Source organism: Rhodococcus sp. SORGH_AS_0301 (assembly GCF_030818285.1).
Taxonomy (GTDB): Bacteria; Actinomycetota; Actinomycetes; order Mycobacteriales; family Mycobacteriaceae; genus Rhodococcoides.
In genome coordinates, this window is record NZ_JAUTAC010000002.1 from 2,510,749 (window position 1) to 2,523,863 (window position 13,115).

The following is a 13,115-nucleotide window of genomic DNA, read 5'->3' on the forward strand; positions in this document are numbered from 1 at the left end:
CGGGGCCTCAGACCGTGAGACGGGCGACGGCGGCGGCGATGCGCTCGTCGGTCGCCGTCAGCGCGATGCGGACGTGGGTGCCGCCGTCGGGACCGTAGAACTCCCCCGGAGCGACGAGGATGCCGCGTTCGGCGAACCAGCGCACGGTGTCTCGACACGGTTCACCGCGCGTGGCCCACAGGTACAGGCCGGCCTCGGAGTGATCGATGGTGAATCCGGCCGCCACCACGGCGGCGGCGAGGGCGGTCCGACGATCCCGGTAGCGCTCGCGCTGCACGTTCTCGTGGTCGTCGTCGCTCAGCGCCGCGGTCATGGCCGCCTGCACCGGAAGAGGGACCATCATGCCCGCGTGCTTGCGGACCGCCAGCAGTTCCGCGACCAGGGCGGGATCGCCGGCCACGAAGCCTGCGCGGTAGCTCGCGAGGTTCGACGTCTTGGACAGCGAGTGCACGGCCAGCAGGCCGGTGGTGTCCCCGCTGCACACCTCGTCGTCGAGGATCGAGACGGCGCGTCCCTCCCAGGTGAGTCCGAGGTAGCACTCGTCCGACACGACGATCGTGCCGCGTTCGCGGGCCCACTCGACCACCTTGCGCAGGTGGGCTACACCGAGCACCCGGCCACTGGGATTGGACGGCGAGTTGACGAACATCAGGGACGCGCGTTCGGGACCGAGACGCGACACCCCGTCCGCGCGCAGTGTGCGGCATCCCGCGAGCAGGGCCCCGACCTCGTAGGTGGGGTACGCCAGTTCCGGGATGACGACGAGATCGTCCGGGCCGAGCGCGAGCAGGGTCGGCAACCAGGCGATGACTTCCTTGGTTCCGATCACCGGCAGGATCGAGCGTTCGTCCAACCCACCGATGCCGTAGCGGCGTGCGAGCGCCTTGACGGCGGCCGCCCGCAGCTCGGGTGTGCCCACTGTCGTGGGGTACCCCGGCTGTGCGGAGGCCGCCGCGAGAGCGTCACGGACGACGTCGGCGACCGGGTCCACCGGCGTACCGACGGACAGGTTCACGATGCCGTGCGGATGCGACCGCGCCAGCGCGGTGACGTCGGCCAGCGTGTCCCACGGGAACTCGGGCAACAGGCTCGCCACGGATCGACGAACAGCGGGCGACCGACGCGAGACGACCGGTGCGTCCGTCACGCTCAGTTCTCACCCATGGGTGGCAGAGCCTTGATGAACGGCGGGTCGTAGTCGGTCTTGCCGACCTTGGCCGCGCCACCGGGTGAGCCCAGTTCGTCGAAGAAGTCGACGTTGGCGCTGACGTAGGCGGACCACTGCTCGGGGACGTCGTCCTCGTAGAAGATCGCCTCGACGGGGCACACCGGCTCGCAGGCACCGCAGTCCACGCACTCGTCGGGCTGGATGTAGAGCATGCGTCCACCCTCGTAGATGCAGTCGACAGGGCATTCCTCGATGCATGCCTTGTCGAGGACATCGACGCACGGTTCAGCAATCGTGTACGGCACTGAGGTTCTCCTTAGCCTTTCCGAACTCTGAGCGTGTCGCGGCCCCGCGGGGACGCGTTCGACGCGGACGTGCTGTTCTGCTCGACCCACCGGCGCCCCAGCTTCGCAGCTCGGGACAATGCGCCGCGCTCGCCGAAGTACCCGGCGACCGCACCGACCACGGGCAGGTTACCGAGCCATCTGTAAACGGTACGGCTGCGGGGCCGCTTGTCCAATTCGTCGGTGACGGCCTTGAGGATCTTGGTGACCGACCACAAGGTCGACAGCAACGCGAACGGGGACCGGGACAAGCGACCGGACGGCTCGGTGACACGGCTGTCGTCCGTGACGCCGTCGACGTCGGGTTCGGGCGCGTGGATGCTGGCACCCTTCGGCAGCTCGCGGTTGCACAGCACCGATGCCAGCAGGCGGACCTGCTCGTCCTGCTCGGTGATGCCGTACTCGCGGGCGACGGCCACGAGGACGATGGCCTGGTTCGCGAACCCGAGGACGTCGCCGAGCGGAAGTCGGCGAGCGAGCACACCGAAGATGCCGGGGAACGCCACCGCCACGGTGCCGATCCCGCCGACGCGGCCGACCCACCACGAGACGCGCTGGTCGACGGTCATCGACTCCCACGCCTTGGTTCCCGGTGTGTCGGCGGCGTCGAACACCGACGCGACGGCGTTCAGCGCCGTGTCGACCTTCGTGCCGCTGGCGTCCGCCTGCTCGCGGAACGTGCGCTTCTTGAGGCCGAGCGGGTCGCGGTCCGCGAGCAGTTCGAGTACCGGCACGATCACGCGCACGGCGGCCTTGAGAACTCCGGCGACGCGCTCGTCGCCCAATCGATCAGCGCTCATGCTGCTTCCGTCCGATCTGCGTAGGCGGTGGTGCGCTCGACTGCGCGTCGTCCGATTCCCTCGGCGATCGCGTGTAGTTCCTCGACGGTCTTCTCCGATCCGTGCTGCGATCCCGCCATCCGCGAGATCGTCTCCTCCATCAGCGTGCCACCCAGGTCGTTGGCGCCGCCGTTCAGCATCACCCGAGTTCCCGTCACGCCGAGTTTCACCCAGCTCGTCTGGATGTTGTCGATGCGGCCGTGCAGCATGATCCGCGCCAGTGCGTGGACGGCCCGGTTGTCGCGCTGCGTCGGTCCGGGTCGTGACGCCCCCGCCAGGTACAGCGGCGAACTCTGGTGCACGAACGGCAGCGGCACGAACTCGGTGAAACCCCCGGTGCGGTCCTGGATCCGCTTGAGCACGTTCAGGTGTCCCACCCAGTGCGAGGGGTTGTCGACGTGGCCGTACATCATCGTCGAACTCGACCGCAGTCCCACCTCGTGCGCCGTGGTGACGACGTCGATCCACGTCTGGGCGGGCAGCTTGCCCTTGGTGAGCACCCAGCGGACCTCGTCGTCGAGGATCTCCGCCGCCGTACCGGGGATGGTGTCCAGCCCGGCCTCCCGCAGTTCGGTCAGCCAGTCGCGCACCGACTGGCCACCGCGCGAGGCCCCGTTGACGATCTCCATGGGCGAGAAGGCGTGCACGTGCATCGACGGCACCCGCGCCTTCACCGCGCGCACCAGGTCGGCGTATCCGGTCACGGGCAGCTCCGGATCTATGCCGCCCTGCATGCAGACCTCGGTGGCGCCGAGGACGTGCGCCTCCCAGGCCCGGTCGGCGACCTCGCTGGTCGACAGCGAGAACGCGTCGGCATCGCCCTTGCGTTGGGCGAAGGCGCAGAAGCGGCACCCGGTGTAGCAGATGTTGGTGAAGTTGATGTTCCGGTTCACGACGTACGTGACGTCGTCACCGACGACGTCACGGCGCAGCTGATCGGCGAAGGCGGTCACCGCGTCGAGCGCCGCACCCTCGGCGGTGGCCAGCGCCAGGTACTCCTCGTCGGTGCAGTTGCCGGGATCCTTCTCCGCGGCACGGAGGGCGGCGACCACGTCGCGGTCGACGCTGTCCAGCGTCGCGAGGTGCGCCACCTGCTCGCGGATGGACTCCCAGTCGCCGAACGCGCTGCCCATGTCGCTGCGCGTCTCGGTGTTGCGACCCTCGGTGTCGATGCCGGTGTTGAGGTCGACGCGGCCGGTGGACTCCCACACCTCGTCGGGTTCCTGCCACGGCAGACCGGACGGGATCGTCTCGGGCACCGCCAGCCCGGTCGCGTCGTCGGCGAGCGCACGCACGTGCGCCGAGATCCGCGGATCGATCCACGGTGAGCCCGCCAGGACGTACCGCGGCTGCACCGCCGTGCGTTCGGTCAGCGTGAAGCCGGCGTCCGCGGACAGCTGCGCGAGAGTGTCGAGGTTCGGCCACGGCCGCTCGGGATTGACGTGATCGGGGGTGAGCGGCGAGACACCGCCCCAGTCGTCGACGCCCGCGGCGAGCAACGCCGCGCACTCCTGCGCGGACACCAGATTCGGCGGCGCCTGGATGCGCATGGCCGGGCCGAGAAGGATGCGGGACACGGCGATGGTGGCGAGGAACTCCTCCAGGCCGGCATCGGGTGCGGACCGCATCGCGGTGTCGTCCTTGGCCAGGAAGTTCTGCACGATCACTTCCTGCACGTGACCGAATGCCTTGTGCGACTTCCGGATCGCCATGATCGACTCGGCGCGGTCACGGATCGTCTCGCCGATGCCCACGAGGATGCCGGTGGTGAACGGAACGGTGAGACGACCGGCGTCGGTGAGCACGCGCAGACGCACCTCGGGGTCCTTGTCGGGGCTGCCGTAGTGGGCCTGCCCCTTCTCCTCGAACAGTCGACGCGAGGTGGTCTCGAGCATCATGCCCATCGACGGTGCGACCGGCTTGAGGCGCGACATCTCCTCCCAGCTCATCACTCCGGGATTGAGGTGCGGGAGCAGACCCGTCTCCTCGAGCACGCGGATCGACATCGCCCGCAGGTAGTCCAGCGTCGAGTCGTAGCCGCGCGCGTCCAACCACTCCTGCGCCTCGGGCCAGCGAGCCTCGGGGCGGTCGCCGAGCGTGAACAACGCTTCCTTGCATCCCAGTTCGGCACCGCGCCGCGCGATGTCGAGCACCTCGTCGGCCTCGAGGAACATCCCGTGCCCCTCGGCGCGCAGCTTGCCGGGGACCGTCACGAACGTGCAGTAGTGGCACGTGTCCCGGCACAGCCGGGTGAGGGGAATGAACACCTTGCGCGAGTAGGTCACCGTGCCGGGGCGGTTCTCGGCGAGCAGTCCCGCGTCCCGCACCCGCGCCGCGGACGCGCACAGATCGGTCAGGTCGTCGCCGCGGGCGTGCAGCAGCGTGGTCGCCTCGTCGACACTGATCACCACACCGTCGCGGGCACGGCGCAGCGCACGCCGCAGCGCCGATGCGGTCGGTGCCGGGCTGTCGGGAGGCGTCACTCGGGTGTCGGCGCGCGCGGGAGTACTCGGATCGGGCAACATCGTCACCGTTCGATCATGCGCCCTCCGGCCGGAGGCGTGCCACAGCAGGGGTGATGCGACGTGTCCGACAACAGTCCCGGTGTGGTCCTCACCGATCCCGCGCATCGCCCCGATCCGCGGGCGAAGATTCTGTGGGCCGTGGCAGCCGCCCTGCTGTGGCTCCCGGTGGTCGTCGCCGTGATCGTGTGGGCCGTGGTGCTCGCGGTGAACGTCGAGCGCCCGTCCTGGACGCCCGTGGTGGCCGCTGCCGTCGCCGTGGTGGTCCTCGCGGGAGCGCACGTGACCATCGCGCCGCAGTGGCGCTATCGGGTGCACCGCTGGGAACTGAGCGACACCGCCGTCCACACGCGCACCGGCTGGGTGACTCAGGAACGGCGCATCGCTCCCCTGTCCCGAGTGCAGACCGTCGACACCGCGCGCGGGCCGCTCGACCGGGCACTCGGACTGGCCACCGTGACGGTGACGACCGCGTCCTCCGCGGGAGCTCTGGAGATCGCGGGGCTCGACCTCGCGACCGCCGATCGCACCGTCGCCGCCATCACCGCGGCGGCCGCACGCTCACGAGGCGACGCCACGTGACGCAGGACGTCGGCCTGCGCGTCGACGAGTTGCCGTGGCTGCGACTCGACAAGCGCATGCTCCTGATCCACCCGGTCACCGAGCTGGTCCGCCTGCTGCCGGTGCTCCTGGTGTCCCTCGTCCTCGGATCGCAGAGCGGCACGCACGTCTGGGGCCTGATCGTCGTGGTCCTCCTCGTGGGCGCGGCGATCCTGCGCTGGTTCACCACCGGGTACCGCATCGGCTCGGACGACGTCCAGCTGCGCCGCGGGCTCTTCCAGAAGAAGGTGCTCTCCATTCCGCGTGGTCGAATCCGCAGTGTGGACGTGCGAGCCGGGCCGCTGCACCGACTGCTGGGACTGTCGATCCTCACCGTGGGCACCGGTCAGCAGAAGTCGGACAAGGCCGACTCGTTCGAGCTGAACGCCCTCGCCTCGAACCTGGTCCCCGCCCTGCGTGAGGAGTTGCTGGCGGGCACCGGCCGGACGGTGGGAGTGGATCCGGTCGCAGTGACCGAACCCGCCGTGACGCCCGAACGTGAGATCGCCCACTTTCGCACCGGCTGGGTTCGATTCGCCCCCTTCACGGCCACGGGCATCGTCGTCGTCGGTGCCGGATTCGGGCTCGTGTTCCAGTCCGGGTTCGCCGGTGACATCGCCTCTTCGCCGGCCCTCGACGACACCTATCAGGCCGTTCTGCGCCTCGGCATCGTGGTCGCGGTGGTCGTCGCCGCGGCCCTGCTGCTCGTCGTGTCGAGCATCGTCTCCGTGGTGCGCTACCTGGTCGTCTACGGCAACCTCTCCGTGACCGACGACGGCACCAGGCTCCGCGTCGGCCACGGACTGCTGTCGACGCGGCACACGACGCTGGACCGCGACCGCCTCCGCGGCGCGACACTGCGTCGACCGCTGGTCCTGCGGTGGGCGCGCGGAGCACGCCTGGATGCCGTCATGACCGGGGTGTCCGCTTCGGAGAAGGAGTCGTCGCTGCTCCTGCCGCCCGCTCCCCTGCCGGCCGCCCGCCACACGATGGACGACGTGCTGGCGGGTCTGCCGGAGAGCGCGCCGGCCACGGTGACACTGCAGAAGCACGGACCGGCGGCTTTGCGGCGCAGGCTCACCCGCGCCGTCGGGCCGGTCCTGCTGGTCGCTGTCGCACTCCTCGTGGTCCGGTCGACCGGCCGGGACGTCCCGATCGCCGCGTGGATCGGCGTCGCGCTCCTCGTGGTGGCCGCCGTCGCCCTGGCGCTCGATCGGTACGCCGCCCTGGGCCACCGTGCCCACCCTGGAGTTCTGATCACCGAGCACGGCAGCCTCGACCGGCGACGCGTCGTCCTCGACACCGACGGCGTGGTCGCCTGGGGTGTCCGGCAGACCTTCTTCCAGCGACGGGCCGGTGTCGCGACCATCGTCGCCGCCACCGCGGCCGGCACGGGCCGCTACACGGTCCTCGACGTACCCGCCGACCACGCGTGGTCGATCGTCGAGAGCGCTCAGCCCGGTGCCGGCGACGTGTGGGTCGAGCGCCCGTGACACCCGCCTCCGGTACACCCCGGAGCATCCCCGAACTCGATGTGGCGGTGTCGGAGTGCCGCGCGTGTCCGCGCCTGGTGGAGTGGCGTGAGCTGGTGGCGCGCGAGAAGCGTGCCGCGTTCCGTGACGAGACCTACTGGGGCCGACCGGTTCCGGGTTTCGGCCCCGTGGACGCTCGGCTGCTGATCGTCGGCCTGGCGCCGGCGGCGCACGGCGCGAATCGCACCGGGCGGATGTTCACGGGCGACCGCAGCGGCGACGTTCTCTACGCGGCCATGCACGCCGTCGGCCTCGCCACGCAGCCCACGGCGACCCACATCGCCGACGGCCTCGAGTTGATCGGCACGCGCATCACGTCGCCGGTGCACTGCGCTCCCCCGGCCAACAAGCCGACACCGGAGGAGCGCGACCGGTGCCGTCACTGGTTGGAGACGGAACTGCACATCCTGGCGCCGACCGTTCGGGCCGTGATGGTCCTGGGCGGATTCGGCTGGCAGGCACTGCTTCCGGTCCTCGACGGCGCGGGGTGGACGATCCCCCGACCGCGCCCGAAGTTCGGCCACGGTGCGCACGTCGTGCTGACGTCACCCGAGAAGGAGTTGTCGGACCTGCATCTGTTCGGGTGCTTCCATGTCAGCCAGCAGAACACCTTCACCGGACGGCTCACGCCGGCCATGGTGGAGCAGGTGCTCGCCGCGGCGGCCGATGCCGCCGGAATCGACAGGAGTCAGCCGCGTCCGAGTTCGGCGAACTGACCCATGCGCAACGCGAACAGTTGCACCACAGCGGGAAGCAACCCGCCTGCCACGAGGACCAGGGTGCGCCAGTCGGCCACGACGAGCACGTCTCCACCCGGTCCCCCCAGCATGGCCAGCACGAGACCCACGAAGAATCCCGCGACCGGGAGAGCGGCGCGGGAGACGTTGTGCGTCACCGAGAACGCGACCCGCACGAGGATCACGTTGACGATGCCGGCGAGGACACCACTGACGGGGAACGGAGTGCTTCCCAGATACAGCGGGAGGAACAGCACTGCGGTCACGGCGCACAGGAACCCGTCGAGCACCAGTGCGCCGACGATCGACGCCTTGATGCCGGACACCACGCCCTCCCCGGCGTGGCCCGTCATCGCGCCGATCCTGTCGGCGCCGTGAACGTCAGCGAGGAGGGAACCCGATCGACGTGAGGTAGTTGCTCACGAACGTCGCGAAGCCGCCCACGGAGTTCAGGTAGATCTCGCGCTGCAGATCGGCTGTGGGTCGCAGGGAATCCACGAACGCCACGATGGCGTACTGAAGATCGAAATTCATGGGAAGAGCTCCTTCGAGTCGAACTCACCGGGTACGTCCGACCCCGTCCGGTGATGCCGCTCACAGCATAACCCGGCACCGAGCCCGGTTCGGACCCGCACACCGTCCCCGGGCAGACACTGGGGGCCGTCACACGATCCCCGCGAACAGGTCGGTCTCGCGCCCGGACGAGTCGACCGGTCCGAGATCGCCGCGGACGAGGATGTACTGCTCGTCCTCGAGGACCGGCTGCGCGATGTCGTTCGACAGGGCGTAGACCCGACCGGACTCCGCGACGGTGACCTGAGTTCGGTGCGCGCGCAACGCGAGTCGTTTGAGATCGAGCACCGGGCGGACGTCGACGGACGTGGTGATCGTGTCGTCGGGCACGCTCGGCAGCTCGCCCTCGACAGGCATGCGCCACTGCTGGGGGACGTCGCCGAGGTCGCTCAGGCCTGCGGTCAACTGATGCAGACCGGTGACCGTCCAGTACATCTTGTCCACCGACCAGGCCGGCCCCGTCTCGGCGAACCGGGCAGGGTCCTCCGCCGCCTCGACGGCCAGTCCAGCCAGCCGGTGCACCTGCATGTGGTCCGGGTGGCCGTAGCCGCCCTCGGGGTCGTAGGCCACGAGGACCTGCGGGCGAACGTCACGGATGACCTCGACCATCGCGCCGACGGCCTCGTCCGGGTCGGCGTTGACGAAGGCACGCGGGTGGCGTGCCGCGGGGGTTCCGGCCATGCCCGAGTCGCGCCAGTGCCCGGCACCGCCGAGAAACCGCGGCGGCCGGCATCCGAGCGCCTCGAGCGCCACGGTCAGCTCGTGGATGCGGTACCCGCCCAACTGATCCGCGCGATCCGCGACCAGTCCGGCCCACGTCTCCCCGATCACCTCACCCTCCTCGCCGAGCGAGCAGGTCAGGACCGTCACGTCCACGCCCGCCCGCACGGCGCGGGCGATGGTGCCGCCGGTGGTGATGGTCTCGTCGTCGGGGTGCGCATGGACGACCAGCATCCGGGGCCGCTCCGTCACGGCGTCACCCGCATCCAGTCGTCCGCGTCCCCGAAGACACCGAGTTCGACGGGCCCCGCGAGCGTCGCGCCGCTCACGCCGGGACCCACGGCGACGACGGAACTGTCTTGCGCGATGGGAAGCACGGTGTGCAGGTTCCACAGCTGCGGCTGCGCCGCGATGACGGCCTCGGTCGGGTTCACGTCGCCTCTCAGGCTCTGGTCCATCACCGGCTCGAGCGACGGATCGCAGACTCCGGACAGGTTGCTCGCCGCCACCGGGTCGGCGTCGGAATCGGGTGCCGTCGTCGTCGACGTCGCGAGATCGGTTGCTGCACATCCGTAGCGCGACGACCAGGCGGTGGCCACATCGGTACCCACGTGGCTCCACCCGACGACGGCGTCGACCGTGCCCTCGAGCAGCGCGGTGCCGTACAACTCCTCCGGATCGGTGGGAGCGACGCTGGCGTCGACGCCCGCGTCGCGGAGTTGATCGGCGGCCGTGTTGGCCACCGCGACCGCGACCGCGTCGTTCTCGGGAGCGCCGATCACGACGGTCAGCGCGCGCGTGCTACCCGGCACCGGCGTCGTCGTCGCGGTGGGTTGGCCCGAGGTGGGAGCCAGGGCCGGCGGCAGCGGCACCGGCACGAATCCCGCGTCGGCGAGCAGCTGCAGTGCCTCGTCCCGCGGGAGAGTCTGCGGAGCCGTGGGGACGTAGCCGGGCTGGGACGGCGAGAGAACCTGCGCGCGAACGGTGTTCGCGGCCGTGCCGGTACCCGACGCGACGGTGGACAGCAGGTCCACGTCCAGCAGACCCATGACGCCGCGGCGCACGTCGGCGTCCGCGAGTTCCGGCACCCGGCCGTTCAACGTCAGTTCGAGGGTCCGCGAACGGAACCGGGTGTCCGTGCGGACGTTGGGGATGGCGCCCAGTTGCGCCAGTGTCGCCGAACCGCCACGCACCTCGGCGATCTGGGCGTCACCGGAGCGCATCGAGTCGGCGAGCTGGGCGTCGCTGCCCCCGCGTCGGAGGAGGATCTGATCGGGCGTGGAGGGTGACCCCCAGTAGCGGTCGTTGCGCTCGAGCAGGATCTCGTCGCGGCCACGATCGATCGACTCGATGCGGAAGTGTCCGCCGGAGACGGACACGTTGTCGCGCAGTCCGCGCTCGAAGCCGCCCAGCGAGTCCTTGAGCAGATGGGAGGGCAACAGATTCTCGAAGAGCTCGCGCCACGCAGGGTACGGCGTCGCCATCGTGACGGTGACGGTCTTGCCACCGTCCGAGGACGCGATGTCGTCGATCGCCTCGTAGCCTGCGGGATCCACCACGCCGGGCGCGTCGATCATCTGTTGCCACAGGTAGCGGAAGTCCTCGGCCGCGATGGGCGCACCGTCCGACCACTGCGACTCGTTGCGCAGCCGGTAGGTGATGGTGAACGGGGCCTGCGACGTCACCTCGGCCGACAGCACCAGCGACGCGTCGGGCAGCCACTCGACTCCTGTCCCCACCGACGCGGGGCGGAAGGGGCTGGGGAACACCAGCGTGGACACCGCGGTGTTCGCGGGCGACTGGTCGGCCAGCAGGTGCGGGTTGAATCCCGTACCGACGTCGTCGATGGCCACCACGACCGGATTACCCGTGGCCGCCGGCGCTGCGGGAGGCGTCGTCGTGGCCGTCTCGGTGCTCTGGATCGGCGGCGGCGGATCGGCCGTGCACGCGGACAGCGCGAGCAGGGCAGCGGCCAGCGCCGCACCCACCCGCGCCACCGACATGATTACAGAGCAGCCTTGTCACGCGACTTGCTGCGCGAACGCTCACGCGCACGCTCGTTCGAGTCGAGGTGCACCTTGCGCACGCGGACGACCTCCGGCGTGACCTCGACGCACTCGTCGCCGGCACAGAACTCCATCGCCATCTCGAGGTCGAGCTTCTTCGGCTTGGCGAGGGTCTCCATCACGTCGGCGGAGGACTGACGCATGTTGGTCAGCTTCTTCTCGCGGGTGACGTTGATGTCGAGGTCCTCCTGGCGGGGGTTGATGCCCACGACCATGCCCTCGTAGGTGTCCGCACCGGGCTCGACGAAGAACGTGCCGCGGTCGGCCAGCTGGATCATGGCGAACGGGGTGACGCTGCCCTGACGGTCCGAGACGAGCGAGCCGGTGTGGCGCGCGCGGATCTCGCCGGCCCACGGTGCGTAACCGTGGAAGACGGCGTTGGCGATGCCGGTGCCGCGCGTGTCGGTGAGGAAGTCCGTACGGAAGCCGATGAGACCGCGCGAGGGGACGATGAACTCCATACGAACCCAGCCTGCGCCGTGGTTCGTCATCTGGACCATCTTGCCCTTACGGGCGGCGAGCAGCTGCGTGACGCCGCCGAGGTACTCCTCGGGAGTGTCGATGGTGAGCTCCTCGAAGGGCTCGTGCAGCTTGCCGTCGACCTGGCGGGTGACCACCTGCGGCTTGCCGACGGTGAGCTCGAAGCCTTCGCGGCGCATCTGCTCGACCAGAATGGCGAGCGCGAGCTCGCCACGACCCTGGACCTCCCACGCATCGGGGCGACCGATGTCGAGGACCTTGAGCGAGACGTTGCCGATGAGCTCCTGGTCCAGACGCGACTTGACCATGCGGGCGGTCAGCTTGTGGCCGCTCACGCGTCCCACCAGGGGGCTCGTGTTGGTACCGATGGTCACCGAGATGGCCGGCTGATCGACGGTGATGCGCGGCAGGGCGACCGGGTTCTCGAGGTCGGCCAGCGTGTCACCGATCATGATGTCCGGGAAGCCTGCGACGGCGACGATGTCACCGGCGACACCCTTCTGACCGGGAACGCGCTCGACACCGATGGTGGTGAGCAACTCGGTGATCTTGGCCTTCTGGACGACGGGCTCGCCGTCGACCTCGCGCATCCAGCTCACGGTCTGACCCTTGTTGAGCTCACCGTTGTGGATGCGGACCAGGGCGAGACGGCCCAGGAAGGCGGAGGCGTCGAGGTTGGTGACGTGAGCCTGCAGCGGCGCCTCGACGTTGCCCTTCGGTGCCGGGATGTAGCTGAGCAGGATCTCGAACAGCTCGTCGAGGTTCTCCGCGTCGGGAGCGTGTCCGTTCTCCGGCTGCTTCGTCGACGCCTTGCCCTCACGGCCGGAGGCGTACAGGACGGGGAGGTCGAGGGCCAGCTCGGCAGCCTCGGAGGCCTCGTCGTCGAGGTCCGACGCCAGGTCGAGGAGCAGGTCGTGGCTCTCGGAGACGACCTCCTCGATGCGCGCGTCGGGACGGTCGGTCTTGTTGACCACGAGAATGACGGGCAGCGACGCGGCGAGCGCCTTGCGGAGCACGAAGCGCGTCTGCGGCAGCGGGCCCTCGGAGGCGTCGACGAGCAGCACGACACCGTCGACCATGGACAGGCCGCGCTCGACCTCGCCACCGAAGTCGGCGTGGCCGGGGGTGTCGATCACGTTGATGACGGTGGTGCTGCCGTCGGCGTTGCGCTTGTGCACGGCCGTGTTCTTGGCCAGGATCGTGATGCCCTTCTCCTTCTCCAGGTCACCCGAGTCCATCACGCGGTCGATGGCCTCGGCGCGTTCCTCGAAGGCACCGGACTGGCGCAGCATCGCGTCGACGAGCGTGGTCTTGCCGTGGTCGACGTGCGCGACGATGGCGACGTTGCGGAAGGTGGTGGGTACGGTCTGACTGGCGGTGGGGCTGGTCACGCGTGAAATCTCCTGGGTCGAATGCGGGGTGAAGAGCGAGCGGCTTCCTCTCCCAGAGAGCGCGCTGCGTCGCCGACGAGAAGCGCGACCGGATCAGTTTACTCGGTCGGCTCGGGTGACGGCGGTCACGCAGGCCGGGACGG

Annotated in this window: 12 protein-coding genes; 3 read left to right on the forward strand and 9 right to left on the reverse strand. The window is 69.8% G+C overall.

All coding sequences use genetic code 11. The features are described 5' to 3' along the window. Positions 1-7: 7 nt before the first annotated feature. Genes dapC through QE397_RS12360 form a run of 4 tightly spaced genes read right to left on the reverse strand, consistent with a single transcriptional unit; the run spans position 8 to position 4,876 of the window. The gene (gene dapC / locus QE397_RS12345; protein ID WP_307097534.1) at positions 8-1,096 is read right to left on the reverse strand and encodes a succinyldiaminopimelate transaminase; all 1,089 of its coding nucleotides are present in this window, start codon (positions 1,094-1,096) and stop codon (positions 8-10) included. 53 nt (positions 1,097-1,149) lie between these two features. Continuing rightward, positions 1,150-1,473, reverse strand: a complete 324-nt coding sequence (gene fdxA / locus QE397_RS12350; RefSeq protein WP_027503879.1) for a ferredoxin — start codon at positions 1,471-1,473, stop codon at positions 1,150-1,152. A gap of 11 nt (positions 1,474-1,484) precedes the next feature. Continuing rightward, a complete protein-coding gene (locus QE397_RS12355; RefSeq protein ID WP_307095036.1) occupies positions 1,485-2,312 on the reverse strand; it encodes a hypothetical protein in 828 nt (275 codons plus the stop codon). Next, a complete protein-coding gene (locus QE397_RS12360; RefSeq protein WP_222638331.1) occupies positions 2,309-4,876 on the reverse strand; it encodes a bifunctional FO biosynthesis protein CofGH in 2,568 nt (855 codons plus the stop codon). Before QE397_RS12360 ends, QE397_RS12355 begins: the two co-directional genes overlap by 4 nt. Positions 4,877-4,936: 60 nt before the next feature. Here QE397_RS12360 and QE397_RS12365 point away from each other — a divergent pair, with 60 nt between their 5' ends. From QE397_RS12365 to QE397_RS12375, 3 genes are read left to right on the forward strand one after another with little or no spacing between them, the layout of a single operon-like run. Beyond that, positions 4,937-5,455 (forward strand): PH domain-containing protein, encoded by a 519-nt coding sequence (locus QE397_RS12365; protein ID WP_307095038.1) that lies wholly within the window; start codon positions 4,937-4,939, stop codon positions 5,453-5,455. Further along, positions 5,452-6,966: a PH domain-containing protein gene (locus tag QE397_RS12370; RefSeq protein WP_307095039.1), complete on the forward strand. Its 1,515-nt coding sequence runs from the start codon at positions 5,452-5,454 to the stop codon at positions 6,964-6,966. Before QE397_RS12365 ends, QE397_RS12370 begins: the two co-directional genes overlap by 4 nt. Next, positions 6,963-7,721 carry a uracil-DNA glycosylase gene (locus QE397_RS12375; protein ID WP_222646058.1) on the forward strand — a complete coding sequence of 253 codons (759 nt, stop codon included), beginning with the start codon at positions 6,963-6,965 and terminating at the stop codon, positions 7,719-7,721. The genes QE397_RS12370 and QE397_RS12375 overlap by 4 nt, the downstream gene beginning before the upstream one ends. Here the strand turns inward: QE397_RS12375 and QE397_RS12380 are convergent. The 5 genes from QE397_RS12380 to typA all read right to left on the reverse strand — a co-directional run bounded on the left by QE397_RS12380 (position 7,694) and on the right by typA (position 12,972). Further along, the gene (locus QE397_RS12380) at positions 7,694-8,095 is read right to left on the reverse strand and encodes a hypothetical protein (protein WP_027503883.1); all 402 of its coding nucleotides are present in this window, start codon (positions 8,093-8,095) and stop codon (positions 7,694-7,696) included. The two genes, QE397_RS12375 and QE397_RS12380, sit on opposite strands and share 28 nt — an antisense overlap. 28 nt (positions 8,096-8,123) lie before the next feature. Continuing rightward, positions 8,124-8,276 carry a glycoside hydrolase family 6 protein gene (locus tag QE397_RS12385; protein WP_162246780.1) on the reverse strand — a complete coding sequence of 51 codons (153 nt, stop codon included), beginning with the start codon at positions 8,274-8,276 and terminating at the stop codon, positions 8,124-8,126. A gap of 129 nt (positions 8,277-8,405) precedes the next feature. Next, positions 8,406-9,287, reverse strand: a complete 882-nt coding sequence (gene mshB / locus QE397_RS12390) for an N-acetyl-1-D-myo-inositol-2-amino-2-deoxy-alpha-D-glucopyranoside deacetylase (protein ID WP_285188415.1) — start codon at positions 9,285-9,287, stop codon at positions 8,406-8,408. Further along, a complete protein-coding gene (locus QE397_RS12395) occupies positions 9,284-11,038 on the reverse strand; it encodes an ABC transporter family substrate-binding protein (protein WP_222638172.1) in 1,755 nt (584 codons plus the stop codon). Before QE397_RS12395 ends, mshB begins: the two co-directional genes overlap by 4 nt. Positions 11,039-11,040: 2 nt before the next feature. Further along, positions 11,041-12,972, reverse strand: coding sequence for a translational GTPase TypA (typA, locus tag QE397_RS12400; protein ID WP_037183854.1), 1,932 nt, complete (start codon positions 12,970-12,972; stop codon positions 11,041-11,043). Between the last annotated feature and the right edge of the window lie 143 nt (positions 12,973-13,115).